The organism is Ferrimonas sp. SCSIO 43195 (genome assembly GCF_023716685.1).
Classification (GTDB): Bacteria; Pseudomonadota; Gammaproteobacteria; order Enterobacterales; family Shewanellaceae; genus Ferrimonas; species Ferrimonas kyonanensis.
The window spans coordinates 1,640,972-1,666,144 of sequence record NZ_CP072679.1 but is presented as its reverse complement, the minus strand read 5'-3'; the positions used below and the strand labels follow the sequence as shown (position 1 = coordinate 1,666,144).

Below are 25,173 nucleotides of genomic sequence, written 5' to 3'. Positions count from 1 at the left end.
CTCATCGCTCTACCGGCAGGTCGCGCGCCGACCAGTCCAGCCAGGAGCCATCATAGTGCATCACATCCAACCCGGCCTGGCGCATCAGGAAATACCCCAGTGTTGAGGCTTTGCCGGAGTAGCAATAGGTAATGTAACGTTGGTTTTTATTCAGCTTTGAAAACAGCAGCGCCAACTGCTCGGCACTTTTTATCCTCGGCTGACCGTCATCGCCCGGCTCATAGAAGGCGGTCATGGGGATGTTCACCGCCCCCGGAATGTGACCAAATTTGTCGGTTTCGGAGCGTTGTCCCAGATAGTCTGGCTCCGGCCGGTTGTCGATGACGGTAAAGTCCGGGTTGAAGCCAGCCAGTTGCGTCATCCTGGCGTTGGCCAGCACGTCGGGATTCAATGAGGGCAGATAGCGAGACGGCGACACTTGAGTCGCCTCGGTGGACAACGCCGTCTTGGGCAGCGGCGCATTCAGTAGGTAAAGCTGCGGCAGGCCATAGAGCTCCAGTACCCAGGCCAGACGCGCCGCATCCAGCAGTTGACCGTCATCATAAACCACGATGGCCACATCCGCCCGCGCTCCGGCCTGGCGCAGCCGTTCGGTCATGACCGAAATGGTTTGCGCCAACAACACCCCGTCGACCTCACGATAGGTGCTGCTGACCGGAAAGCTGATGGCACCCGGTCGATGTCCCGAACCATAGGCCTGAGGTTCGCGGGCGTCATACAGCAACACCGGCAGTCGCTGTTGCTGCCAACGCTGCCACTCGGCCAGAGACAGGGATTCGGCGGCCCGCACAGGCCCCGCCAGCAACAGCAGCAATGCGACCGTCAGCACTCTCCCCATGCCAATCTCCTTGTGGCTGATCTTCAACAGATTTCATCCTGAATCTTGAGTATAGTAGCCAAAAGTTCGCCAGGGTGTCACGCCACAATCATGCCCGCCGGCGCCACACAGTTTGTTCACCTTTTGCTTTCACGTGGTGGCCTTCTGTGTGACTCTATCAATAAGAACTCATCTGCCTTCAAGGAAAGAGTATGCGCAGTTTGTTGCTGTTTGTGTGTGTCTGCCTGTTCAGCGTCGGAGCCTGGGCGGCACCGGCACAGGATTTTGACATTCCGGTCGGAGACCAGACTCGATCGATGCTGGCACTGAGCCAAAGCGGCCCGGTGTATGTGGACTTCTGGGCCAGCTGGTGTGGCCCATGCCGACGGTCGTTTCCCTTTATGAATCAACTGGTACAGGATTTTGGCGACAAAGGGCTGACCGTGGTTGCCATCAACCTGGATGTCGACAAACAGGATGCCAATCGATTCCTGACCGAGTTTCCCGCCAATTTTGCCATCGTCTACGATCCGGACTTCGCCCTGGCCGAAGCCTATCAGGTGGGGGGCATGCCCAGCAGTTACCTGATCCACCGGGGTGAGATCATTGAGACTCATGTGGGGTTCAGACCCAAGGATGCCGAACAGACCCGCAAGACGCTGACGCGATTGCTGCCATAGACACCGGGAAAAGGGGCCGTCATGAAGACCACCACAACCCTGTTCATGTTACTGCTGCCAGTGCTACTGGGCGGATGCACCAACCTGGGGGTGAAGCCCTACGAGCGGGATCTGCTGGCTCACCCAGCCATGGCGCTGGAGGCCGATGCCATGGACAAGGCCTTTGACGATCACGTCTATTTCAGCAAAGAAGCCAGCAGCGGGGGTCGCAGCAGCGCCGGAGGGGGCTGCGGATGCAATTGACGCCGTTCAGCAACATCACCGCCGCCCTGGCCGTCGCCACCGTGCCGCTGGTGCAGGCCGACGGCCGCGTTGCCGGACTGGAACCGGAGTGGAACTTTGATGCCGCCTTCCTCTACTACAGTGAAGGCGCCAACCGGGTCGATGCCTACGAAGGGGTATTGCAAGCCACCCGTACCAATGCCGAGGATCAGGTACTGGGGCTCACCGGCACCCTGGACGTGCTGACCGGCGCCTCCCCCAATGGCGCGGTTCCGCAAAATCAGCTGCAGACCTTCACCCGGCCGTCGGGCAAAGGAGAGTATCAGATTCAGCCCGGCATACTGCCGCTGGATGACAGCTTCAAAGACACTCGGGCCCAACTGAACCTGCAATGGACCAGCCCGCTGAACCGGGCCATGGGCTACACCAGTGGCCTGCACATCTCCAAGGAGTATGACTACCTGTCGCTGGGCCTCAACGGCGGTCTTAGCCGCGACTTCAATCAGAAAAACACCACCCTATCCCTGTCCGGATCCGCCTTTTTCGACACCATTGAGCCCGAGGGGGGGACCCCAATCGGCTTATCGACCATGGCGATTCGCAAAGACTTCCCCAGTGAAGAGGCGTTCCAGGCCGCCTTCAATGCCACCCGCAGTGGCAGCGACGACCGCAAAACCACCTGGGATCTGCGTGTGGGCGTCACCCAGGTGATCAGCCGGCGATGGGTCATGCAGGCCAACGTCAGCTACGCCGAGGTCCACGGTTATCAGAATGACTTCTTAAAACTGCTGAGCGTGGTGGATGCCAACGGCACCGCTCAGCACTACCTGTATGAACGGCGCCCGGACAGCCGCAGTAAGGTGGCGTTTTTCTGGCAAAGTAAGTACCACTTCGGCCCCATTGCCGATATCAGCTACCGCTACATGAGCGACGACTGGGACATCGACTCCCACACGCTGGACGGACGACTGCGGTTTGAGTTTGGCCGCCACAGCCTGGAGCCCCACCTGCGTTATTACACCCAGACCGCCGCCGAGTTCTACCAACCGTTCCTGACCACCGCTACCGCGTTGCCACACTACGCCAGTGCGGACTACCGCATCGGTGAACTGGATACCTATACCCTGGGGATAAAATACGGCTACCGGCTGGACGACGGCCACCGAATGGCACTGCGATTGTCCTGGTACCATCAAGCCCCGGTGGATGGCGGCACCTCGAAACCCGGCCAACTGCAACAGCAGGATCTGTATCCAAGCCTGGACACCTTGATGCTGCAATCGAGTTACCACTTCTGATGTCGGCGGCCGAAAAGATCCCTCTGGGCCTGAACTGGCAACCTCAGGCTGGCCACTTCAGAGGCCATTTCGAAGCCATGGCGTGTCGCTGTGAACTGCTGATTCGCACCACCGCCCCCTCACGGGCCCGGGCGGTGCTGGCAATGGCAGCGTCGGAAGCCCTGCGGATACAGCACAAATTCAGTCGCTACAATCAACAAGGCGTGTGTCACCGCATCAATCACAGTCAAGGCCAGGCCGTCGCCATCGACGCCGAAACCCACGCGCTGTTGACGCTGGCCGACACCGCCTATCACCTCAGCCAGGGGCGGTTTGATATTAGCAGCGGTATCCTCGGACGCCTGTGGCGATTTAACCCTGACCAGACCATCCCCTCGCCGCAGCAGATTGCCCGCCTGCTGCCTTTGATTGGCTGGCACCAGGTTCAGTTTGACACCGACTCCATTACCCTGCCTTCTGGCATGCAACTGGATTTTGGCGGCCTGGGCAAAGAGTATGCCGTCGATCGCTGCGTTGCCCTTATTCAACAGGCCTACGCTGGCATTGAGGTGCTGGTCAATTTCGGTGGCGATCTCGCCACGACCGTCAATCCGGCCATGCCCTGGGAGGTGGGGGTCAGCCATCAGGCCCATGCTGGCGCGCCGTTTACCCGCCTGTCCCTGAGTCAGGGTGCGATCGCCACCAGTGGCGACAGCGAACGCTTCCTGATCCATAAGGGCCAGCGCTTGAGCCACATCCTCGATCCCAACACCGGCTGGCCAATCAGCGACGCGGCGGCCAGCGTGACGGTACAGGCCGAACGCTGCATCGACGCCGGCTTGTTGGCCACCCTGGCAATGCTGCAGGGCGAGCATGCAGAAGCCTTTCTCGACGCCCAGCAAGTCCGCCACTGGGTGCAACGACGCTGAGCCTCGGCGCCCGCGATCGTCGCCTCCCGCTGGCTGAACTGGTATCATCGGTCAAACACTAACCCTGCACCGCCGATAACCATGCCTCAGTTTGTCCGCCGCACCCTGGATTGGGCCTGCGACGCCCCGACCCTGTTCGCCCCCCTGCAACATCGCCCCTGGGCTATGTTACTGGACTCCTGCTGCTCCGATGGCGAGGGCCACCACCCCGATGCCCGTTATGACATTCTGGTGGCCGACCCGCTGGCCACCCTGGTCACCCGTGGCGCCCACACCGACATCGACAGCCCGGACGGCCACCAACGCAGTAATGACGATCCGCTGCGACTGCTCCAACGCGCACTGAGCCGACACCTGCCCTCACTGACCGACGCCCAGGACCTGCCCTTTATTGGCGGCGCACTGGGCCACTTCAGTTACGACCTCGGCCGCCGGTTTGAGCACCTGCCGGTGGCCGCCGACGACGACATCAACCTGCCGGAGATGGCCGTCGGCCTGTACGACTGGGCCCTGGTGTTGGATCAGCAGCTGCAGCGAGTCGAACTGATCGTCATCGGCGACGAATTGCACTGGCAGCGACGCTACCTGTGGCTGCAACAGTGCCAGCAGCAGCCTTCGGCCCCGTTCCGGCTGCAGCAACGCTGGCACCATGACAGCAGTCGCCAGCAGTACCTGGCCGCCTTTGAGCGAGTTCAAGCGTATTTAAGCAGTGGCGACTGCTATCAAATCAACCTGACCCAGCGGTTTCAGGCGCCCTACAGTGGCAGCGAATGGCAGGCCTATCTGACCCTGAGACAACATAACCAGGCACCGTTTTCCGCCTTTATCCGTCTACCGGAGGCAACCCTGCTGTCGGTATCACCGGAGCGGTTTCTGCAGGTTCAGGGGGATCAGGTACAGACCAAGCCCATTAAAGGCACTCAGCCTCGAAGCCATGACCCGCTCATCGACAATCACAACGCCCTGACGTTGGCCCACTCCGAAAAAGACCGGGCCGAAAACCTGATGATTGTCGACCTGCTGCGCAACGATCTGGGCCGGGTCAGCGCACCGGGGTCGGTGCAGGTGCCCTCTCTGTTTGCCATCGAGAGTTTTCCGGCGGTGCACCACCTGGTCAGTACGGTGACCTCAACGCTGGCAGACGGCATCAGCCACTGCGACCTGCTGCGGGGGGCATTCCCCGGCGGCTCCATCACCGGCGCCCCCAAGATTCGCGCCATGCAGATCATCGAGGAGCTGGAGCCCTGGCGCCGCAGCCTGTACTGCGGCAGCATCGGCTACCTCAGTTGTCATGCCAAGATGGACACCAGCATCACCATCCGCTCGTTGGTGGCCACCGGTCAACGCCTGTATTGCTGGGCCGGGGGCGGCATCGTTGCCGACTCCCGCGCCGACGCCGAGTACCAGGAGTGCTTCGACAAACTGGCCCGCATCCTGCCCGTGCTTGAGCCCGAAGGGGACTGATGCCAGCGGCGGCCACCGACCAAAGGCGGATTCCCAAGCGGGTCCGCCTTTGTTATGTTGAAGACTGAGCAGCCACAAGGAGCAGCCTGCCCGTGAACCGTCAGCAGTTTCTGTCCCAATTTGCCCTGCAGCCCATGGTCGCAGGCGAGAACCCGCTTCGCCGTCATCCGCTGGCACCCAGCTTCAAAGACGCCTCGGTTCTGCTGGCCCTGTGCGACAGCGACGATGGCCTGCAACTGCTGCTGACCAAACGCGCCAGCCACCTGCGTCACCACGCCAATCAAATCAGCTTTCCCGGTGGCAAAATGGACGCCGAGGATCGATCGCCCTGGCATACCGCCACTCGGGAAGCCTGGGAAGAGGTCGGCCTGAGCCCCAACGCCCTGACCCAGGTCGGCGCCCTGCCAGAGTTTCACACCATCTCCCGGTTTCGAATGCAGCCCCAGATCGCCTTTATCGAGCAGGATTTCATTCCCCGCCTGAGCCAGGACGAAGTCAGTGAGTGCTTCTTTGTGCCCCTGGCCCACCTGATTGAACCGGACAACCGCCGCACCGTCACCATTGAGCGCCATAATGGCAGCCATCCTGTGTACTTTATGTTCTACCAGCATCATCGAATCTGGGGCGCCACCGCCGCGGTGATCGAGCAGCTTATCCGCCACCTCGGCTACCCCAGGGCGCCAAACTGAGGCCAATGCACCACTTTTCTTGCAACCGCAGTGGGAATTCTCCCTTAAGCCCTTGAGAATCGAAGTCAGCAAGGTAAGATTAACGGTTCGAAGTCCGTCGGCCAGAGCGCCGACCCTAGACTAGTTTTTTATCTCGCTGGAGAGACAACCGAGAATGAGTGTGGCAACTATCGCTGACGTCTTAAAGGGCGTTCACGCCGTCGGTAGCGAAGTCACGGTACAGGGGTGGATCCGCACCCGCCGTGATTCCAAAGCCGGTATTTCCTTCCTGGCCGTTTACGACGGTTCCTGTTTTGATCCCATTCAGGGCGTGGTGCCCAATACCCTGAATAATTACCAGGAAGATGTGCTGCGCCTGACTGCGGGTTGTTCCGTAAAAATGACCGGTGAAGTGGTTGAGTCCCCAGGAAAAGGCCAGCAGTTTGAGATTGCGGTTACCGGCGTTGAAGTCATCGGCCTGGTGGAAGATCCAGACACCTACCCAATGGCGGCCAAACGCCACTCCATCGAGTACCTGCGTGAAGTGGCTCACCTGCGCCCCCGTACCAACCTGATTGGCGCGGTAATGCGAGTGCGTAACTGCCTGTCTCAGGCCATTCACCGCTTCTACCACGAGCAGGGATTCCTGTGGGCCTCGACCCCGATTCTGACCGCCTCCGACTGTGAAGGTGCCGGTGAGATGTTCCGGGTGTCGACGCTGGACATGAACAACCTGCCTCGCACCGACAAGGGTGACGTGGACTACGACAAGGATTTCTTCGGCAAAGAGACCTTCCTGACCGTATCTGGCCAGTTGAATGCCGAAACCTACGCCTGCGCCCTGTCAAAGGTGTACACCTTCGGACCGACTTTCCGTGCCGAAAACTCCAACACCAGTCGTCACCTGGCCGAGTTCTGGATGGTGGAGCCTGAAGTGGCTTTCGCCGACCTGGAAGACGCCGCCAAGCTGGCCGAAGATATGCTGAAGTACTGCTTCAATGCGGTACTGGAAGAGCGTATGGACGATCTGAAGTTCTTTGAGCAACGGGTAAACAAAGAGGTGATCACCCGCCTGCAGGACTTCGTCAAGGCCGATTTCGCCCAGGTGGATTACACCGACGCCATTCAGATCCTCAAGGACTGTGGTAAGAAGTTCGAGTTCGACGTGGAGTGGGGCATCGACATGTCCTCCGAACACGAACGCTACCTGGCGGAAGAGCACTTCAAGGCCCCAGTGGTTGTGAAGAACTACCCGAAAGACATCAAAGCCTTCTACATGCGCATGAACGACGACGGCAAAACCGTGGCCGCCATGGACGTTCTGGCTCCGGGAATTGGCGAGATCATCGGTGGCTCTCAGCGTGAAGAGCGCCTGGACGTTCTGGACAAGCGTATGGAAGAGATGGGCCTGCCTAAAGACGAGATGTACTGGTACCGCGACCTGCGTCGTTACGGCACCGTGCCTCACGCCGGCTTTGGCCTGGGCTTCGAACGACTGGTGAGCTACGTCTCCGGCGTGGCCAACATTCGCGACGTGATTCCTTTCCCTCGCGCCCCTCGCAGTGCCAACTTCTAAGTTGCCACGCGGCCAAAGATGAAAAAACCAGCCGATTGGCTGGTTTTTTTTGTTCGACACCCGGTGCTACTGAGTGCCACTGGCCACCTTGAGGTAAACCCATGCAAACAACGCCGCAAACAGCAATGCCGTTGCAAGCAGCTTTACCCATAACCACCTCATCCTTCCCAGCCTCCGCTGCAGTTCCTGATTGAAGTCAGCCTACCACATCGACAGCGACTGTAAGTGTTGCGGTATCACCCACACCGCGGCCCCGTCCAGTTACACTTGATTACAGATCCGCTAACAATGGCCTTTCCGTTTCGCAACCCTTTCCGGTATGGTATCCGCTGACCCTCTGTGGGTAACACAGAAAACCAACACAATAATAACGAATCAACCACCCGCCTCCGCGGTTCTTCCGGCGGGTGCTGCAACCAGCAAATTTCAAAAGGACGAAATCATGCTTCGACAAACTCTGGTGGCTTCGGCGATCCTGTTTTCTTTAGCCGCCTGCTCCTCCATGGAAACCAACCAAGACGTGACTTCCCAGACTCAGGCAGTGGCCCAGTTGGCCGACAGTAACCCACTGAAGCACAAAAGCACCCTGCAATACCAGGCTCCGGATTTCAGTGTTATCGACGACAGCCACTTCAAACCCGCCTTTGAAGCCGGCATGGCCAGCCACATGGCCGAAATTAATGCCATCGCCAATAACCCGGAAGCGCCAACGTTCGACAACACCATTGTTGCCATGGAGCGCAGCGGCGATCTGCTGAATCGCACCGCCAGTGTATTTTACAACCTGGTCGGCTCCACCGGTAACGATGCCCGCCAGGCACTGCAGACCGAAATGAGCCCCAAGCTGTCCGAGCACCAGGACAACGTCTACCTCAACAGCAAGCTGTTTAAGCGAGTGGAAGCGGTCTATAACCAGCGAAATGAACTGAATCTGAACCCAGAGCAGATGCGCCTGGTTGAGATCAGCTACGACGGCTTTGTGCTGGCCGGCGCCAAGCTCAGCGATGAGCAGAAGACTCAGGTTCGAGCACTCAACAAACGCCTGTCGGAACTGACCAACACCTTCGGCCAGAACCTGCTGAACGCCAGCCAGGACGCCGCCATTCTGGTTGATGATGTTAACCGTCTCGACGGCATGGCTCAGTCTGACATTCAAGCCGCCAAGCTGGCCGCCGACAAAGCCGGCAAATCCGGTTACCTGTTGACCCTGACCAACACCACCCGTCAGAGTGCGTTGGCAACACTGAACGACCGCGACCTGCGTGAACAGTTGTGGCGTGCGTCTGCGTACCGTGCCACCAGCGGCAAGACCGACAACCGCCCAGTGCTGCTGGAGATGGTGAAACTGCGGGCCGAGAAAGCCAAACTGTTTGGCTACGACAACTGGGCCGAGTACCAGTTGCAAACCAACATGGCCAAATCCCCCACCGAAGTGATGGACCTGCTGGGCTCCATGGCACCGAAAGTGGTAGCCAACGCCAGCAAGGAAGCCGCCGACATTCAAGCCATGGCCAGTAAAGATCACCCGGGCTTTGAAGTGAAGCCCTGGGACTGGCTCTACTACGCCGAGAAAGTTCGCCAGCAAAAATTCAACCTGGATCCGGCCGAAGTGTCTCAGTACTTCGAGTTCAACCGGGTACTGGAAGACGGCGTGTTCTTCACCATGGATCGCCTGTTCGGCATCAGCCTGAAGCCGCGCCCGGATCTGCCGGTTTATCACCCGGACGTTAAGGTGTACGAGATCTTCGATAAGGACGGCAGCAGTATCGGCCTGTTCTATGCGGATTACTTCGCACGCGAAGGCAAGCGTGGTGGCGCCTGGATGAATGTGTTCACCGGCCAGTCGCACATGAACGGCACCAAGCCCACCATCATCAACGTCATGAACATCAACAAGGCACCGGAAGGTCAGCCACAACTGGTGAACTGGGACGAAGTCACCACCATGTTCCATGAGTTCGGTCATGGCGTTCACGGCCTGTTCTCCGACGTCTACTACCCGAGCCTGGCAGGCACCAACGTCTCCCGCGACTTCGTTGAATTCCCGTCCACCTTCCAGGAAGACTGGGCCGCCAATCCGGAAGTGATTGCCAACTACGCCAAGCACTACCAGACCGGTGAAGCCATTCCTGCACCGCTGCTGAAAAAAGTGCTGGCCGCCGGTAAGTTCAACCAGGGGTACGACACCCTGGAGTACTTGTCTGCCGCCCTGGTCGACATGGAGTGGCATGCGCTGGATGTGGAGCACGCCGAAGTGGCCGATGTGGAAGCGTTTGAAGCCGCCGCGCTGAAAAAACACGGCGTCGATGTGGCGGCCATTCCACCTCGTTACAAATCCACCTATTTCGCCCACATCTTTGCCGGTGGCTATTCCGCAGGCTACTACGCCTACATGTGGAGTGAAATCCTGGCAGCGGATGCCTTTGCCTACATCCGCGACCACGGTGGCCTGACCCGTGAGCAGGGTCAGCACTTCCGCGACACCATCCTGTCCAAAGGCAACAGCCAGGACCTGATGAAAACCTACGTCGGCTTTAAGGGTGAGAAACCCAGCACAGAAGCTCTGCTGCAGCGCCGCGGCATCTCTCTGGCTAAGTAAGCGGTCACCCCCTAACAAACCGGCCCATGTGGCCGGTTTTTTTGTGGCTGAACGTCGCAATTGTGCATCGGGGTTTTGCCCAGGTTCAGGCACCTCTGCTATTCTGGGCCGCACAGGGTCACGGTCGACCCCATAACGGAGGAACTTTTAATGATTGTAATCACCCCCAACCGGGCAGCGGTTTCCTAACCACAGACTCCCTTGCCCGGACACGTTCCGGGGCACACGCCCCCGATTTCTCTAAAATCATGACGCCATGGCGTCAGGGGTACCATTATCATGAACCAAACACTGTCTTTGTCCCAACTGGGATGGCGACCCTATTTCCAACAACAACTGACTCTCGAAGAGCTGGAATGGCTGACACCGGTGCGCATCAGCAGCCACCACCGCAGCCAGGTTACGGCACTGGGAGAGCAGGGTGAGCTGACCTTACCACTATCGGCGCAGGGAGACCCCCTCACCGTCGGCGACTGGGTGCTGATTGATCCCCAGCACCGCATACAGCGACGGCTGAACCGGCAATCCCGGTTTCAGCGCCGAGCGCCCGGCAGCAAACTTGAGACGCAATTGATCGCCGCCAACATCGACACGGTGTTTGTGGTGTGTTCGCTCAATCACGACTTTAACCTGAATCGCATCGAACGGTTTCTGGCCCTGGCGAATGACGCCAATGTCCAACCTGTGGTGGTGCTCACCAAGGCGGATCTCTGTTCAGAGGTTCAGTTGCACCTGGCTCAGGTACAGCAACTGGATCCACTGCTGATGGTCGAGGCGATCAATGCGCTGGCACCCGACCACCTGGCTCGATTGAGCAGTTGGTGCGGTCAAGGTCAAAGCGTGGCACTGCTGGGTTCATCCGGGGTTGGTAAGTCCACCATCATCAATGGCTTGTTGCAACATCAGGGGCAACAGACTGGCAGCATTCGCGAACAGGACAGCAAGGGGCGGCACACCACCACCCGTCGCTCGCTGCACTTGATGAGCCAGGGTGGCCTGCTGATGGATACCCCGGGCATGCGAGAGCTGCAGATCAGCGATTGCGAGCAAGGGGTTAACGACACCTTTGCCGATCTGCACTCTCTGGCTCGAGACTGCCGCTTTAGCGACTGCCAACATCAGCAAGAACCCGGATGCGCGGTTCAGGCCGCCATTGCCGGCGGAGAACTGCCGCTGCGGCGACTGAAAAGCTATCAGAAACTGATGCGCGAACAGGCTCTCAATGGCGCGACGTTGGCGCAAAAGCGGGCTAAGGACAAAGCGTTAGGAAAGTACTACCAGCGCGTTCAATCGGCGAGCCGACAACAAAAGAAAGGCTATTGAGCCTGGGGATCGCCACGACGATCCCGTCAACAAAGAGCCGCCCAATGGGCGGCTCTGTTTGACCTCAATAGTAGTTGAGGTACTTCTTAGCGTACTTGCGCAACTTCTTGTTCGGTGCCGAAGCCGCAATCTCTTCAACCACCGGCCGATAGGCACTCTCTGCCGAACCTGCCAGAGCCTTGGCCATCCAGGCGTAAGTGTCGATGGTCAGCTTACCATCGTCCATCTCCGGTACCCGACGCTGCAACTGCTGCGCCAGAGTCTGCAGCAGGTAATCCGGATACAGGTGTTCAAAATGCACCCGCTTGGCGGCGATGCGCTGCAACTCCAGCTCATCACTCTTCATCATGTTAGCCAGCCGGTTTACCTTCAGCGGTTGCGTCGGATCAAAACCGGAAACATCATTGATAATGGGATTCCACTTCTGATGCTGAGTCAGCAAGGTCAGCCCCTGCTTGGCGTATTTACGCAACTTCTTCGGATACGGCTTCTGACTGTACTTCTCCAGCAGCGGCCGGTATTTGTCGTTACCGGAAAAGCCCAGCGCCTTGAGTAGCCAGGCACCATGTTCTTGATTAGCCTTTGAGTTTGACTCGGACGTTACTCGCTCCAGTTGCTCAGCGACGCTGTCGAACAACACCTCGTCACCGAGCCCGGCCCACTCCAGGCTGCCCGCCGCCTGGATCTGCTGCTGGCGATTGCCGGAATCAAACTGCGCCTGGTAGTAGGCCAGGTCAAACTCCTCGGCCGCCAGCAGTGGGCTCAGCAGCAGCACCATCAACCCCAGCCATTTCCCCAATCTGTTCATGCTTATCTCCGATTTGATTGCATCTACTGCGCACAGGGTAAACCAAAGCCAGCCCGAGTTGCATGGGAATACCGAAACATAATGTTCCAAATCAATAATTTCGACAGCCTTAACGGCTTAATGTACGATGTTCACCACAGTCACTGCCGATACCAATTCGAGATGGCCCCTGCACGTTCGTTGACACTGTTACTACTGATATTCTGGCTGCCGTTGTCGGCCACTGCGGTGCCCGCTCTGTGGCTCAGCGGCGGCTATGGCCCCCAGCCTGGAGACCGCCACCAGAGTAACAGCGCCATTGGCCTCGATTGGGTACCCTACCACTACGCCCGTTCGAACCGTCAATGGCTCTCAGTCGGCGCCTCGGTCGCAAGGCTGCACGCCCATGGCCAGCAAGGCAATGAGGCCTTATGGGCCCTGTCGCTGTTTCCACAGCTGACCTTGAACGGTCCTCTATGGGGCAATCAGCAGGCATTTTTCCAGGTTCGGGCCCTGGGGCCCACCTACCTGTCCGACACCTCTCTGGGCAGTCGCCATCAGGCCAACCACTTCGCCTTTCAGGCCCAGATTCTCGCCGGAATCCATTTCGGCACACGGCAACAACACGCCGTCGCCATTGCCTATCGGCACTATTCCAACGCTAACCTTAACCAACCCAATGACGGACTGGATGTTCCGTTCATGCTGTCGGTTGGTCTCACTCTTTAATCAAAGGACCCAACAATGAAGAACACGCTCTGCACCGCTGCCCTGCTGGCCTCCACTGTACTGGTGGCTCCGGCCACCATGGCCCGCGATGACCTGGTTCAGTTTGATATTCAGACCGCCATGGAACATGGCAAAGAAAAGCAGGTACTCAATGACAGCATCAAGATGGTGTTTGGTGAGGAGCACCAACTGACTCCGGTGCAGGAGTTCGGCGAATTCACCTCCAATAAGAAGACCAATGCCTTTGCCAAGTCGGATCAGACCGCCTGCAACTGGGCATTTTTGTCGGCGGTGAAATCCCTGCAGGAGCGAGCCGTCAAAAGCGGTGGCAATGCGGTGATCAACATCCGCTCCTACTACAAGAAAAATGACTTCCGCTCCGCCACCGAGTTTCAGTGTGGTGCCGGCACCATTATGGCCGGAGTCACCTTAGTGGGTGACGTGGTCAAACTGTAACACGCCCGGCGGGCGCCGAACGGTGCCCGCTTTGCCTACAAGATGTATTCCCACAGCGGCCCGCGTTTGCCGGCGGCGCGCAACATCGAAATGCTGTCACTTTGATCTTCATCCGGCAGCACCCAGCGCTGTTTCACCCCATGCAGTTGTTGCTGCAACACCGATTCATCAAACTCCGGGCTCAAATAGTAGCGCGGATGCAGTAGGTCGTCCCCGGGCTTAAGCTCTCCCGCCGCCAGCATCTGTTGCTGCAACAGGGTATCCGGATACACCCGCATGCCATAGAAGGGAAACAGCACCGTCGACGGCAATCGCTCGGCGTTGGCGATGGTGTCACTCAATGTCTGCCGAGTCTCGCCCCAGCCTCCCAGAATCAGAAAATGAGCCTGGTGAATGCCCAGATCTGCGGCCACTTCGGCGGTCTTCAATACCTGTTTAAACCGAAACGGCTTGCCGTAGCTGGCCAGGGTCTGATCCGACATCGCCTCGGTGCCAAACTCCAGGTGGGTCAACCCCGCCTGCTGATACAACGCCAGTTGTTGCCGACTGAGACGATGGGGGGCAAAGTAGGCCCCCCAACGGGTCGGCAGCCCCTCTTTAATCAGGGCACGGGCCAGAGCCTCGTTAAACTGCGGTTCGAGATTGAACACCGAATCGGTAAAGAACACATAATCGATACCATGCTGCTCCCAGGCCTGGCGCAGTGTCGATACGATCTGCTCCACCTTCAGAGTACGAACCCGGCGGCCATCGATGATCGGATAGCTGCAATAGACGCAGCGATGGGGGCAGCCCCGCTTAGTCTGAATGTTCAGCATGCCACTGTAACGCCAATAATGCGCCACCAGATCCGGCTCAAACTCCAGAGTAGGATCGTCGATGTGATGCTGGCGCGGCGTCAGGCGACAACCTTGCCCTTCAGGGATCACCAGCCCGCCGATGCCGGACACCGCACCGCCCCGCTCCAGCCCTTGCAGCAGTTGCAACAGGGTCTGCTCTCCTTCGCCAACAATGCCGTAGTCGGCCCCAAGGGCCTTGAGAATCCGCTCGGGAAACAGCGAATAGCCCGCCCCGCCCAGAATCACCGGTGCCCGGGTTCCACCGCGAATGGCGGCGACCACCTGAGCGTAGCCGTCGATGAAACTGCGCTGCTGTGTCAGGTCCACATCATCGACATTACGCAGTGATACCGCCACATAATCCGGTGCCAGCGCCGCCACGCGCTGCTGCAGCTCGGCTTCATTGAGCTGGTTCATGTCCAGCAGGGTAACAGTCAACTCGGGCCACTCTCGGTTGAGATAGCTTTTCAGATAACTCAGCCCCAGGGGGTAGACAGGGTAAGGGTTGGTAAATCGATTGGCGGATACCAGAAGCAGATGGGGCACAACAAAATCCCTAAATGGTGGGCAAAACCGGGGGCATAGCCCCCGGAAAAAGGTGGGTCAGGGGCGTTTGAATATCAGAGACGTATTGATGCCACCGAAGGCAAAATTATTAGACATCACCGCCTGGCACTGAATGTCACGGCCGCTGCCGGTGATGTAATCCAGATCACCACATTCGGGATCCAGTTGCTCCAGGTTGATGGTGGGAGCGAACCAGCCATCACGCATCATCTCAATGCTCCACCAGGCCTCCAACGCACCACAGGCACCCAGGGTATGGCCGACGTAGCTTTTCAGGGAGCTGATGGCCGCTCGGCCCATCACCGCCGCGGTGGCCTGAGTCTCGGCCACATCGCCGCGATCGGTGGCGGTACCGTGGGCGCACACGTATCCGATGTCGGCGGCACTCATGCCGGCGTCATCCAGGGCCTGTTGCATGGCGATGGCCATGGTGTCACGATTTGGCTGGGTAACGTGCATGCCGTCGGAGTTGGTGCCAAAGCCCACCACTTCGGCATAGATGGTGGCGCCCCTGGCCAGGGCATGCTCACGCTCCTCCAGAATCAAGGTGCCGGCGCCCTCACCAATCACCAGACCATCCCGATCGCGGTCAAACGGTCGAGGGGTGCGCTCGGGGGCGTCATTGCGGGTACTGGTGGCAAACAGGGTATCAAACACCGCCGCTTCAGAGACGCACAACTCCTCGGCGCCTCCGGCCACCATCAGCGTCTGGCGGCCAGCCCGAATCGCCTCAAAAGCATAGCCAATGGCCTGGCTGCCGGAGGTGCAGGCGCTGGAGGTGGTATGGACCCGGCCCTTAATGCCGAAGAACACCCCCACGTTCACCGCGGTGGTGTGGGCCATCATCTGGATGTAGCTGGTGGCCGTCACCCCGTTCATCTCGCCGGTTTCCAGCATCCGCCCGAAAGGGATAATGGGGTCGGTAGACCCTGTGGAGGAGCCGTAGGCCACGCCCATGGCGCCGCTTTGCACCACGGGATCGTTCGCCAGCCCGGCATCTTCCAGCGCCAGCTCGGTGGCTCGAGTGGCCATCAGCGACACCCGCCCCATGGAGCGCACCATCTTACGTTTGTAATGCGCCGGTTTTTCAAAGTCCATGACCGGCGCCGCCAGACGGGTATTCATCTGTGCCACCCGATCCCAGTCCGCCTGATAAACGACGGCATTCTTACCGGCACGCAGACGCGCCTGAACGCTGGCCCAATCCTGCCCCAAAGGCGAAATACCGGCCATACCGGTGACCACGACCCGCTTCACAGCATGCCTCCGTTGACCGACAGCACCTGCCGGGTAATGTAGCTGGCATCGTCGCTCATCAGGAAATCGACGGCGGCGGCCACCTCTTCGGGCTGACCGAAGCGACGCACCGGCACCATCTCTTTCAACTGAGCCTGGGGCAAGTCGTCGGTCATGTCGGTCTCGATCAACCCGGGGGCCACGCAGTTAACGGTGATTTTGCGTTTTGCCAACTCCAGCGCCAGCGCCTTAGTGGCGCCAATGATGCCCGCTTTGGCGGCGCTGTAATTGACCTGGCCGCGATTGCCCGCCACGCCGGACAGGGACGACAGGGTCACAATCCGCCCCCCTTTGCGCGCTTGCACCATCGGCATCACACAGGGGTGAACCACATGGTAAAACCCGTCCAGGTTAGTGCGCAGCACCTTGTCCCAACTGGCTTCGGTCATCGCCGGGAAGGCACTGTCATCACTGATGCCGGCGTTACATACCACGCCATAATAGGCACCATGGCTTTCAATATCGGCCTCGAGTACGCTTCGACAAGCCTCGCCATCGGCCAGGTCAAATTGCACCAAACGGCACTCGGCCCCCTTTTGGCGACAGGCCTCAGCCACCGACTCGGCCGCCGCCTGGTTGCTGTGATAATGAAGCACCAGCTCCACGCCATCATTGGCCAGGCGCTCGGCAATGGCGCGGCCGATCCCCCGGCTGGCACCGGTAATGAGTATGCGTCGTGTCATCAGGGTGTTCCTAAAAATTCATTAACGTTATTGGGTTGAAAGACATTGATTTTCGCACTGGCTATGGCGATCTCATCCTGGTGGATGTCACACTGAAACGACGCCATGCCGTCCGAGTCCTGATACAGCCTTTCTACCGTAATTCGATAGGGTTTTCCCAACTCAAAAGCGGGATTGTGAACCGTGTAACGACGGGTGCCCAGCAGAAAACCGATGCGCACTGGCCGACCTTGTTGATGCGCCTCGATGCCGGCCAGCGCCGCCACCGTCTGAGCCATGTACTCCATCCCGACCCACTCTGGGACCCGTTGCAGTTTGGCATCATAGAATGGCGATGTCTCACTCAGTTGCAACTGGCAACACAGCCGGTTGTCCTGATGACACACCAGTTCATCAATAAGGATCATCGGCTCATCATGCGGCAGGTACGCCGCCAGAGGGTGACTCATCAATTACCTCTCACAAGAAAAAATCAGGGCGATGTTACTGCCGCCAAACGCAAAAGAGTTGCTCAACAAATAGGCACCAGAGCGCGGCAACCGGTGAGATTCCTGGGCCAGCGACACCGGAGCCAGGGCACTGTCCCACTCCCCCCACAGTCGCTGCGGAGGCAGTTTGAGTTCGCTATTGCTGTCACTGAGCAACGCCCAGCACATGGCGGCCTCCAATGCGCCGGCGGCACCCAGTGTATGACCGGTCATCCCTTTGGTGCTGCTGACTGGCACCCGATCACCAAATATTCGAAACACCGCATCGCACTCCATGGCATCATTGAGCGGCGTGCCGGTACCATGAAGGTTGATGTAGCTGATGGCCTGCGGAGAGATCCGTGCCATGGCCAGCGCAGCGCGCATCGCCGCTTCGGCGCCGTGTCCCTGTGGGTGGGGGGCCGACACATGATGCGCATCGCTGCTCTCACCCGCGCCGCACAGGCGCACACCACCGGCTTCCCGAGTCATCACAAACAATACCGACGCCTCGCCGATATTGATGCCATCACGCCCCTGGGTCAGGGGGGCCCCCTGCCCCTTTGAGTAAGACTCTAGGGCATCGAAGCCATTGATGGTCAGCCTGCACAGGCTGTCACTGCCACCACAGATCACCGCGTCCACCTTGCCTTGCTGCAGCAGTCTGGCGGCCGCCGCCAGCGCTTTGGCCGCCGAGGAGCACGCCGTTGAAATGGTGTAGGCAATGCCTGGCAGGTTAAACCGCTCGGCCACAAACAGGGCACAGGTCCCCATCTCCTGTTTACGATAGTCATAACTACGCGCCTCGGGCGCCCGGTCATCATCGGCCCACAACGTGTTCTCATAGGCCTCGATGCCCGACGTTGAGGTGCCCAGAATCACCGCCAGCCGATCACGGCCATAGCGGTTGACGGCCTCCTGAACCTGGCCATCGATCTGCTCACAGCAATTGGCCAACATTCGGTTGTTGCGACAATCCCAATGAGCCAGCGATTCCGGCAACGGCTGGCTTAGGGCAGCGGCCTGCCCCACGACGGTAGCACGGTTCAGATGGAAGGCGTCGCTGCTGGCCATGGCACCGGCCTCGGCGGCAAGGATTCCCCGCAACAACTGCTCGGGAGTATTGCCCAAAGGGCTGAATACCCCCGGTTGCCCCAGTTTTACCCCGTTCATAATGACTCCTGGATCAGGGTGCTAAGGGTCATGCTAACCCCGTACAGATGGTGTTCAAACCGGCGCTTATCCGCCGGCCCGGTGATGGTCACCAGCGGCACGCCTTCGCTGCTGAGTTGGCGGCAATTCAGGCCGTCGCACTGCGACGTCAATTGAGCCGGTCCATTCAGGCGCGATGCCAACTCGGCCAGTGGCCGCTCCGACAGTTGCACCATCGCCAGCAACCAGGCCGGATCTAACCCTCCAGGCAACCCGTGAACCTCGGACTCAAGCTGGTTGTCACTCCACTGAATCACCAGACTGATCTGCCCCAGCCCACCGGTGGCGGCCAGCACTCGCCGGCCAGGCAGACGCTCATCCACGCCCTGCAACGCCAATGCCGGCAGCGTTGGATCGTCAAACGCCAACTGCACCCGCTGCACAACCCGCGTCGGGGCGATGTCGGTTGCCGCCGGCAACAGGCAGTAAGACACCGACGGACTCAAGCGGGCACACTCGCCGCCCGGTAATCGCATCGCACACCCGGATAACGCCAACAGCAACACCAGACTCAACCACCGCATCACTGGCATACCTCTACCAGGGCCGTCAACCGCCGGGCACTGTCCTTCACAAAGGGGTTATCTCGGTCCCAGGCGTAACCAGCCAGGATTGAGCACACCATCTGCCGAATCTTAGGGTTGGCGTTTTCATGGAACACCACGCTCTGAAAGCGGCCGTCGTACCAGGCTTTGACGTAAGTTTTAAAGGTGTCCACCCCCTCCTGAAGCGGGCGGCTGTACTCCTGTTGCCAGTCCACCGCTTGCCCCTGAAGTTGCCGATGCAAGACGTCGGCAGCCAGCACCGCCGATTTCATGGCAATGGTGACGCCGGAGGAAAACACCGGATCGAGAAACTCGCCGGCGTTGCCCAGCAGGGCAAAGCGAGGCCCCGCCAGACGACTGACGTTGGCAGAATAGCCTTGCAACTGATTGACCGGCTGATCGAAACGGGCATCAGCCAACACCGCCGCCAGGCTGGGAGTATCGGCGACCCAGCGCTTCAGCGTCTCGGCGCAGTCCTGATCCTCCTGCCCGTCAAAATACTCTGCCGATGCCACCACTCCTAACGACGCCCTGCCATCGGAAAAGGGGATCAGCCAAAACCACACATCTTCATAGTCCGGATGGACGGTGATCAGAATTTTGTTGCGATCGAAACCGCCCTGGGCACGATCTTCGATATGGGTAAACAGCGCCTTGCGGTTGGGAAAATCCGACGGCGACTCCAGTGATAACAATCTGGGCAACACTCGGGCAAACCCGGACGCATCCAGCACAAACTGACAATCGATTCGGTAATGACCACCGTCGTCGGTCTCCACCTCCAGCACGGCTCCGTGCTCCTGCATCTGCACCGATGTCAGTGAGTGGCCGTAACGAATCTCCACGCCCTGAGCGGCGGCCCCGTCCGCCAGCAGTTGATCAAACCTGCCCCGTTGCACCTGATAGGTGGTACCAGGGCCCGGAGAGAATTTATCGGTAAAATCAAACTCCGCATAACGTTGACCACGACAAAAAGCGGCACCATTTTTAAACTGAAACCCCGCCTGCTCCACCGCCTCGGCAAGCCCAGCCTGCTGCAGGTACTCCATGCACTGGGGCAACAGGCTTTCGCCGATGGAAAAACGCGGAAAATGCGCCCGTTCCAGCACCAACACCTGATGGCCCTTGCGCTGCAACAAGGCACTGGCGACCGCACCGGAGGGACCAGCCCCGATAATCACAACGGTGCGGCTTTCTTGTTCTGTCATTTTGATTCCTTTCTAATTTGTCGTTCGACAACCGGTGCCAACACCGCTGCCGTTAATAACCCCATACTCAGGCTCTGGCCAAAGGCAGCCAGAGGCGGGGTGCTCGACAACCCCAGCATGCCAAAGGCAGCCACCGTCGACAGCACACTGAGCAAGATAGCCAGGCTGCAATGCCCCCACTCCGATTTCGGGGTCGAAGCCAGGAACAGAGTCTGATCCAATGCAATGCCCAGCATCAATAACAATCCCAGCATATGAAACAGAGTCATGGGGATGCCGGCCAGCCCCCAAACGGCCGCCACCAGCAGCATGGCCGCCACCGGTGGTAACACCACCAACAGCGCCAGTTTCCATGGATGCACACGAGAGATCAGCAGCAGCGCCATAACCAGAATCAGCAGGGTGATCGCCATCAAAGCCAGTCGATAATGGGCCATGACCCGCCCGAGATCTTCAACGCGATCCAGGTAACGAACGCCCTCCCTCTGCGCCAGCGCCTTAAGCGGTGCCACATTCTGCACTCCGATCAGGAGCACCACGCTGCGCCACCCCGACGGGCCTTCGCCCAGCCACTGCAGTTTCAGCGGCGAGTTTCCAGGCTGGGCCAGCCATTGCGCCGGCGTCAGCACCGGCGCCTCGGCCAATTGCTGACTCAGGCCCGGCATGAACCCGGCCGCGAAACCGAGTTGCTGCAGCCCCTGGGCCAGTGACGGTGAAGCGTAAGCCCGGGCCAGCACCTGACGGCTGGCCTGTTGCCGGGCCAGCGATGGCAGGGTATCGGTCAGCAACGATGCGCCCTGCAACTGCTGCGAGGCGATCAAGGCCTGTAGCGGCGCTCGCAACGACTCTTCCAGTTGCAACAAGTGTTGCTCACTGTCGGCGCTCAGCAACAACATTCGGTGCTGCTCCGGCAGTGGCAACAACTGATTCAGGTGACGCTGCTGTTGCAGCAGCGATTCCGAGCTTTGCTGGAAATGACGCACGTCATCGTCGAAGCTCAAGCGCCCTAAGCCGAACAGGGTCACCAGTGTGAGCAACAACCACAGCCAGGGCGAACGGGTTAAGCGAGCGCCCAGCTGTGACCCGCGAGCGGCGACTCTGACACAGTAAGGATCGGCCGAAGGCTTGATAAACCCCATGACTGGCATCCACTGCACGGTCAAGAACGCCCACAGCAATCCGGCAATGGAAAACACCGCCATCTGCTTAAGCCCGGGAAACGGCATAAAAATCATCACCAGATACGCCAGGCAGGAACTCAGCAGCGCCAGCAGCATCGGCAACCTCAGGGCACGAGCCGACCGGCGAGCACTGTCACCAGGCTGGCAACTGAGGTGCAAGGTATAGTCCACCGCCACGCCCACCAAGGTGGTACCAAACACCAAGGTGATGGCATGAAGTTGCCCCAGCACCAGCAAACAGGCCGAAGCCCCCACCAGTAAGGCACTGCCAATCACCAGCAACAGCCAACCCAGCGGTGCCAGGCGCCGGAACACCACCAGGGTAAACAGCACCACCAACAGCAGCGAAGCGGAGCCAAGCCAGGTCATCTCCCGCTTGGCCTGAGTCGTGGCTTCGGCGGCGTGAAACACCACCCCCGCCCGAGTCAGAGTCACCTCGGGCCACTGTTCGGCCTCACCCTCGATGGCCTGCAGTAACCGCTGCTGTGCCCCGGGTTCAAACGCGGACTGCTGCAGTTGCCATTGAGTCAGCAGCAGTTGTCGCTGCTTCCAACTGCGGCTCAACCCTCGCGCCTCGGGCTGCCAACCCTCAATCCCCTGTGCCAGGGATTGCAGGTAGTCGGGGAACAGCAGCAAAGGGTCGCCCGCAATCAAGCCGGCGGCCGGGGTCACTCCCGGCGTCGACAAGGCGCGATACAGGCGACTAAGCCACTGTTGTGGTTCCTGTTGTTGCAGCTCACGCTGCTGGTCCGCCGTCAACAATCCAAACCGGTAAGGATAAAGAAACTGCCCCAACGATGCCATTCCGGACTCAGACGCCGATTGCAACACCGCACCACTGTGGCTCAGTCGTTGGCCGAGGCTGTCCGCCATGGCCGCAGCCATGTCACTGTCCGGGGCATCCAGCAACAGAAAGAACGTCTGTCCGCCGACACTGGCAAACCGATTCACCACTTCCGAGGCCGCCTCATCCTGATCCGAGGGCAGCAACGTGGTGATGTCAGTACTCATGGCCGGCCAGGAAAACCCCAACCGAACGGCGGTAACCAGCAGCAGCAACAGCAACACTGCCAACCAGCCAGCTATCCCTTGCGCCGGTGTCCAGCGGCGAACCGAATCAGAATTGGGCAAGCTCGCTCTCCAGCAGGGGCCCATCCTGGCGATCGCCGAACCGGATCACCGTTGGCTGGCCAGCAGAATCCGTCAGGGTCAAGGTGCCGATGGCCTGATGTTCACCGGTCAGTTCGATCTGCCGGAACAAGGTGGATAACAGGCTGTCCGTCGGGGTCAGGTGCAGTTGCCAGGCGTCCAGGTCGCCGCTGGCGTGCATCTCGAAATGGCGCGCCAGGGCATCGATATCGCCCCGCATCAGGGCGGTCATCACCGGCAGCATTGACGCCATTCCCGGCTGCTGCAAGCGCTCACCGTCCAACACCAGCTCGCCCTGACTGATTACCATGGTCTGAGGCCAGGGCGTGTGCTGTTTCCACACCACGCCGTGATCCGGCGCGATCAGGTACTCGCCTTCACTAAGCATCGGCGCACTCAAAAACGGCAGGGTTTTACTCTGGCTGAAACTGCCCCGCACCGGCTCAGGTTGCCCCAGCGCCTGCGCCAGGATCGTCAGGTCCAGGGCCTGACAGGAAAACGCCAGCGCGGTGAGCAGCAGGATTAGGCATCGAGCCATGGCAACAACCTCTGTTTCAATACCGGCGGCGACGCCAGGCACATCTCGCCAGTGGCGCCGTTAACTGCGACCTGAACCGTCTCGCCTTTGACCAGACGGCGGCCGCTGGCGGCATCGCATACTCGATAACGAATCCGCAGCCGCTGTTCCCACTCGATAAGCTCGGCGTAAACGTGCAGCTGTTGCTCAAATTCGGTCGGCTGTGGGTAACGAATCTTAACGTCGATGATCGGCCAACGGTAGCCGGATGCTTCCATCTGTCGATAGTTGTAATCCAGCTTGTCCAGCAACTCACACCGTGCCAACTCAAAGTAGCGCAGATAGTTGCCATGCCAGGTAATGCCCATGGGATCGCAATCGTGAAACGGCACCTTTACCTCGACTCTGGCAGAGACGATTACGGCCATTGTGGTACCTCCCAACGACGTCGCTGAATGTCCGCCATTGTCTGACGCAACGACTGCTCCAGCGGCCGGTCTTCGATCACCAGGTCGAACTCGGACGCCACCTGAGTGGTCAATTCGGCAATGCCGGTCGTCAGGGGAAGGCCGCCCTCCTGGCGTTGTCTCAATGTCAGAGCCTGATAGGACGCCAGTAACAACGCCGACGCCACCTGCTCGGTCAGGGTCAGCACCCGCAGAGCGTCACGGGCAGAGATGGTTCCCATGCTGACCTTGTCCTGGTTATGACACTCGGTGGAGCGGCTGAAGACCGACGCGGGCATGGTCTGTTTCAGCGCTTCGGCGGTCCAGGCCGAGGCCCCAATCTGAACCGCCTTGAATCCATGGTTGATCGCCGCGCGCTCTCCGGTCGACGCCGACAGGTTTCTCGGCAGACCGTTGTTAAACTTGGTGTCGACCAGGTGCGCAAGCTGCCTGTCCATCAAGTCAGCCAGGTTGGCCACCGCATTTTTGAGGCTGTCCATGGCGAAGGCGATGTGCCCGCCATAGAAGTGGCCGCCATGAAGGATACGGCCGGCGTCGCCATCGATAATGGGGTTGTCGTTGGCGCTGTTGAGTTCTGTCTCGATGGTCTGACGGAAAAACGGCAGTGCATCGGCCAACACGCCGATAACATGAGGGGCACAGCGCAGCGAATAACGGTCCTGCAAGCGCGGCGGGTTGGGATTACCGTCATTGCCCCCGAGATCCTGATAGATCCAATCGGCAACCTGAGCCTGACCGGGATGCGGTTTGGCTTCAAACAGCAGCGGGTCGAAATGGTAAGGGTTCCCCTTCAGGGCCAGAGAGCACAGGGCGGTCAACCGGGCGCAAAGACGGGCCAGGTAGTCGGCGCGGGAATAGGCTTCGCAGGCCACCGCCGTCATCACCGCGGTGCCATTCATCAATGCCAGCCCCTCTTTGGGTCGGAGTACCAGAGGTTGCCATCCCAGTTCGGCGTAGACATCCTGAGTCTCTCGAACCTGGCCCTGGTAATAGACCTGTCGTTCGCCAACCAGCGCCGCGGCGATGTAGGACAATGGCGTCAGATCGCCACTGGCGCCGACCGACCCCTCTTCGGGAATGCGCGGAATCACGCCCTGATTGAGCATCTCCACCATCCGTTCCAGCAGCGCAATGCTGACGCCGGAACGACCGATGCACAAGGAAGCCAGACGCGCAGCCAGAATCGCCCGGCCCTGAGTCTCATCGAAACAGCGCCCCATGCCACAACCATGGAAGCGGGTCAGGTGCAGCGGCAACTCCTGAACCAGCTCGTCTGGGATGGTAACCGTGCAGGAGTCGCCATAGCCTGTGGTGACCCCGTAGATCTCACCATCTTGCTGCAACAGGGTGTCAAGCAGATCGGCACTGCGCTGCAACCGTTGCCGCACCTCGGGACTGTCGCTGAGACTGACCCGGGCTCCTGCAGCGATGGCGTTAACCTGATTGATGGTCAACGGGCCCGCACCAAATTCAATCGGGGCGGACTGGGACAGTTGGCTTAACTGCGATTCCATC

Annotated in this window: 24 protein-coding genes; 11 read left to right on the top strand and 13 right to left on the bottom strand. The window is 59.5% G+C overall.

The genetic code is table 11. The features are described 5' to 3' along the window. Position 1: 1 nt before the first annotated feature. Positions 2 to 865 (bottom strand): sulfurtransferase, encoded by an 864-nt coding sequence (locus J8Z22_RS07975; RefSeq protein WP_252009962.1) that lies wholly within the window; start codon positions 863 to 865, stop codon positions 2 to 4. Between the two features lie 164 nt (positions 866 to 1,029). Between J8Z22_RS07975 and J8Z22_RS07970 the strand changes: the two genes are divergently transcribed. The 9 genes from J8Z22_RS07970 (at position 1,030) to rsgA (ending at position 11,555) form a co-directional block, all read left to right on the top strand. Next, entirely contained in the window at positions 1,030 to 1,497 is a 468-nt protein-coding gene (locus tag J8Z22_RS07970; protein ID WP_252009960.1) for a TlpA disulfide reductase family protein, read from the top strand. Positions 1,498 to 1,518: 21 nt separating this feature from the next. Then, positions 1,519 to 1,740, top strand: a complete 222-nt coding sequence (locus J8Z22_RS07965; protein ID WP_028113505.1) for a DUF4266 domain-containing protein — start codon at positions 1,519 to 1,521, stop codon at positions 1,738 to 1,740. Beyond that, complete coding sequence (locus tag J8Z22_RS07960) at positions 1,731 to 3,017, top strand: DUF3570 domain-containing protein (RefSeq protein WP_252009957.1); 1,287 nt, start codon at positions 1,731 to 1,733, stop codon at positions 3,015 to 3,017. Before J8Z22_RS07965 ends, J8Z22_RS07960 begins: the two co-directional genes overlap by 10 nt. Next, the gene (locus J8Z22_RS07955; protein ID WP_252009955.1) at positions 3,017 to 3,925 is read left to right on the top strand and encodes an FAD:protein FMN transferase; all 909 of its coding nucleotides are present in this window, start codon (positions 3,017 to 3,019) and stop codon (positions 3,923 to 3,925) included. The genes J8Z22_RS07960 and J8Z22_RS07955 overlap by 1 nt, the downstream gene beginning before the upstream one ends. An 81-nt stretch (positions 3,926 to 4,006) precedes the next feature. Beyond that, a complete protein-coding gene (gene pabB / locus J8Z22_RS07950) occupies positions 4,007 to 5,389 on the top strand; it encodes an aminodeoxychorismate synthase component I (protein ID WP_252009948.1) in 1,383 nt (460 codons plus the stop codon). A 92-nt stretch (positions 5,390 to 5,481) separates the two neighbouring features. Further along, complete coding sequence (locus J8Z22_RS07945; RefSeq protein ID WP_028113509.1) at positions 5,482 to 6,078, top strand: CoA pyrophosphatase; 597 nt, start codon at positions 5,482 to 5,484, stop codon at positions 6,076 to 6,078. 154 nt (positions 6,079 to 6,232) lie between these two features. Next, complete coding sequence (gene asnS / locus J8Z22_RS07940) at positions 6,233 to 7,633, top strand: asparagine--tRNA ligase (protein ID WP_028113510.1); 1,401 nt, start codon at positions 6,233 to 6,235, stop codon at positions 7,631 to 7,633. Between the two features lie 442 nt (positions 7,634 to 8,075). Continuing rightward, positions 8,076 to 10,232, top strand: coding sequence for a M3 family metallopeptidase (locus tag J8Z22_RS07935; protein WP_028113511.1), 2,157 nt, complete (start codon positions 8,076 to 8,078; stop codon positions 10,230 to 10,232). 279 nt (positions 10,233 to 10,511) lie between these two features. Next, positions 10,512 to 11,555, top strand: a complete 1,044-nt coding sequence (gene rsgA / locus J8Z22_RS07930; protein ID WP_252009946.1) for a ribosome small subunit-dependent GTPase A — start codon at positions 10,512 to 10,514, stop codon at positions 11,553 to 11,555. Between the two features lie 64 nt (positions 11,556 to 11,619). On the opposite strand, the gene J8Z22_RS07925 is transcribed toward rsgA, so the two are convergent. After that, on the bottom strand, positions 11,620 to 12,363 hold the full coding sequence (locus tag J8Z22_RS07925; RefSeq protein WP_028113513.1) for a hypothetical protein: 744 nt from the start codon (positions 12,361 to 12,363) through the stop codon (positions 11,620 to 11,622). A gap of 180 nt (positions 12,364 to 12,543) precedes the next feature. Here J8Z22_RS07925 and J8Z22_RS07920 point away from each other — a divergent pair, with 180 nt between their 5' ends. Both J8Z22_RS07920 and J8Z22_RS07915 read left to right on the top strand, forming a co-directional pair. Next, a complete protein-coding gene (locus J8Z22_RS07920; RefSeq protein WP_252009943.1) occupies positions 12,544 to 13,071 on the top strand; it encodes an acyloxyacyl hydrolase in 528 nt (175 codons plus the stop codon). Positions 13,072 to 13,086: 15 nt separating this feature from the next. Continuing rightward, a complete protein-coding gene (locus tag J8Z22_RS07915) occupies positions 13,087 to 13,527 on the top strand; it encodes an excinuclease ABC subunit A (RefSeq protein WP_252009941.1) in 441 nt (146 codons plus the stop codon). Between the two features lie 35 nt (positions 13,528 to 13,562). Here the strand turns inward: J8Z22_RS07915 and J8Z22_RS07910 are convergent, their stop codons facing one another. Genes J8Z22_RS07910 through hutH form a run of 11 tightly spaced genes read right to left on the bottom strand, consistent with a single transcriptional unit; the run spans position 13,563 to position 25,172 of the window. After that, the gene (locus J8Z22_RS07910; protein WP_028113516.1) at positions 13,563 to 14,912 is read right to left on the bottom strand and encodes a lipid biosynthesis B12-binding/radical SAM protein; all 1,350 of its coding nucleotides are present in this window, start codon (positions 14,910 to 14,912) and stop codon (positions 13,563 to 13,565) included. Between the two features lie 57 nt (positions 14,913 to 14,969). Then, complete coding sequence (locus tag J8Z22_RS07905) at positions 14,970 to 16,166, bottom strand: beta-ketoacyl-ACP synthase (protein ID WP_252010462.1); 1,197 nt, start codon at positions 16,164 to 16,166, stop codon at positions 14,970 to 14,972. Between the two features lie 20 nt (positions 16,167 to 16,186). Then, entirely contained in the window at positions 16,187 to 16,912 is a 726-nt protein-coding gene (locus J8Z22_RS07900) for a 3-ketoacyl-ACP reductase FabG2 (protein ID WP_252009939.1), read from the bottom strand. Continuing rightward, entirely contained in the window at positions 16,912 to 17,361 is a 450-nt protein-coding gene (locus tag J8Z22_RS07895; protein WP_051252728.1) for a hotdog family protein, read from the bottom strand. Before J8Z22_RS07895 ends, J8Z22_RS07900 begins: the two co-directional genes overlap by 1 nt. Before the next feature lie 3 nt (positions 17,362 to 17,364). Further along, positions 17,365 to 18,552, bottom strand: a complete 1,188-nt coding sequence (locus J8Z22_RS07890) for a beta-ketoacyl-ACP synthase (RefSeq protein WP_252009937.1) — start codon at positions 18,550 to 18,552, stop codon at positions 17,365 to 17,367. After that, positions 18,549 to 19,115: a DUF3261 domain-containing protein gene (locus J8Z22_RS07885; RefSeq protein WP_252009936.1), complete on the bottom strand. Its 567-nt coding sequence runs from the start codon at positions 19,113 to 19,115 to the stop codon at positions 18,549 to 18,551. The genes J8Z22_RS07890 and J8Z22_RS07885 overlap by 4 nt, the downstream gene beginning before the upstream one ends. Continuing rightward, positions 19,115 to 20,344, bottom strand: coding sequence for an NAD(P)/FAD-dependent oxidoreductase (locus J8Z22_RS07880; RefSeq protein WP_252009934.1), 1,230 nt, complete (start codon positions 20,342 to 20,344; stop codon positions 19,115 to 19,117). The genes J8Z22_RS07885 and J8Z22_RS07880 overlap by 1 nt, the downstream gene beginning before the upstream one ends. Further along, on the bottom strand, positions 20,341 to 22,656 hold the full coding sequence (locus J8Z22_RS07875; protein WP_252009932.1) for an MMPL family transporter: 2,316 nt from the start codon (positions 22,654 to 22,656) through the stop codon (positions 20,341 to 20,343). The genes J8Z22_RS07880 and J8Z22_RS07875 overlap by 4 nt, the downstream gene beginning before the upstream one ends. Beyond that, positions 22,643 to 23,212, bottom strand: a complete 570-nt coding sequence (locus J8Z22_RS07870) for an outer membrane lipoprotein carrier protein LolA (protein WP_028113524.1) — start codon at positions 23,210 to 23,212, stop codon at positions 22,643 to 22,645. Before J8Z22_RS07870 ends, J8Z22_RS07875 begins: the two co-directional genes overlap by 14 nt. Then, positions 23,197 to 23,619, bottom strand: a complete 423-nt coding sequence (locus J8Z22_RS07865; protein ID WP_252009930.1) for a thioesterase family protein — start codon at positions 23,617 to 23,619, stop codon at positions 23,197 to 23,199. The genes J8Z22_RS07870 and J8Z22_RS07865 overlap by 16 nt, the downstream gene beginning before the upstream one ends. After that, the gene (gene hutH, locus J8Z22_RS07860; RefSeq protein WP_252009928.1) at positions 23,610 to 25,172 is read right to left on the bottom strand and encodes a histidine ammonia-lyase; all 1,563 of its coding nucleotides are present in this window, start codon (positions 25,170 to 25,172) and stop codon (positions 23,610 to 23,612) included. Before hutH ends, J8Z22_RS07865 begins: the two co-directional genes overlap by 10 nt. Position 25,173 lies beyond the last annotated feature (1 nt).

Excerpts from the sequence above, each read along its gene's own strand:
- pabB (WP_252009948.1), top strand. The coding sequence starts at position 4,007 with ATGCCTCAGTTTGTCCGCCGCACCCTGGATTGGGCCTGCGACGCCCCG.
- asnS (WP_028113510.1), top strand. The coding sequence starts at position 6,233 with ATGAGTGTGGCAACTATCGCTGACGTCTTAAAGGGCGTTCACGCCGTC.
- rsgA (WP_252009946.1), top strand. The coding sequence starts at position 10,512 with ATGAACCAAACACTGTCTTTGTCCCAACTGGGATGGCGACCCTATTTC.
- J8Z22_RS07900 (WP_252009939.1), bottom strand. The coding sequence starts at position 16,912 with ATGACACGACGCATACTCATTACCGGTGCCAGCCGGGGGATCGGCCGC.
- J8Z22_RS07890 (WP_252009937.1), bottom strand. The coding sequence starts at position 18,552 with ATGAACGGGGTAAAACTGGGGCAACCGGGGGTATTCAGCCCTTTGGGC.
- J8Z22_RS07915 (WP_252009941.1), top strand. The coding sequence starts at position 13,087 with ATGAAGAACACGCTCTGCACCGCTGCCCTGCTGGCCTCCACTGTACTG.
- J8Z22_RS07925 (WP_028113513.1), bottom strand. The coding sequence starts at position 12,363 with ATGAACAGATTGGGGAAATGGCTGGGGTTGATGGTGCTGCTGCTGAGC.
- J8Z22_RS07965 (WP_028113505.1), top strand. The coding sequence starts at position 1,519 with ATGAAGACCACCACAACCCTGTTCATGTTACTGCTGCCAGTGCTACTG.
- J8Z22_RS07880 (WP_252009934.1), bottom strand. The coding sequence starts at position 20,344 with ATGACAGAACAAGAAAGCCGCACCGTTGTGATTATCGGGGCTGGTCCC.
- hutH (WP_252009928.1), bottom strand. The coding sequence starts at position 25,172 with ATGGAATCGCAGTTAAGCCAACTGTCCCAGTCCGCCCCGATTGAATTT.
- J8Z22_RS07895 (WP_051252728.1), bottom strand. The coding sequence starts at position 17,361 with ATGAGTCACCCTCTGGCGGCGTACCTGCCGCATGATGAGCCGATGATC.
- J8Z22_RS07960 (WP_252009957.1), top strand. The coding sequence starts at position 1,731 with ATGCAATTGACGCCGTTCAGCAACATCACCGCCGCCCTGGCCGTCGCC.
- J8Z22_RS07955 (WP_252009955.1), top strand. The coding sequence starts at position 3,017 with ATGTCGGCGGCCGAAAAGATCCCTCTGGGCCTGAACTGGCAACCTCAG.
- J8Z22_RS07870 (WP_028113524.1), bottom strand. The coding sequence starts at position 23,212 with ATGGCTCGATGCCTAATCCTGCTGCTCACCGCGCTGGCGTTTTCCTGT.
- J8Z22_RS07905 (WP_252010462.1), bottom strand. The coding sequence starts at position 16,166 with ATGGCCGGTATTTCGCCTTTGGGGCAGGATTGGGCCAGCGTTCAGGCG.
- J8Z22_RS07885 (WP_252009936.1), bottom strand. The coding sequence starts at position 19,115 with ATGCGGTGGTTGAGTCTGGTGTTGCTGTTGGCGTTATCCGGGTGTGCG.
- J8Z22_RS07935 (WP_028113511.1), top strand. The coding sequence starts at position 8,076 with ATGCTTCGACAAACTCTGGTGGCTTCGGCGATCCTGTTTTCTTTAGCC.
- J8Z22_RS07865 (WP_252009930.1), bottom strand. The coding sequence starts at position 23,619 with ATGGCCGTAATCGTCTCTGCCAGAGTCGAGGTAAAGGTGCCGTTTCAC.
- J8Z22_RS07970 (WP_252009960.1), top strand. The coding sequence starts at position 1,030 with ATGCGCAGTTTGTTGCTGTTTGTGTGTGTCTGCCTGTTCAGCGTCGGA.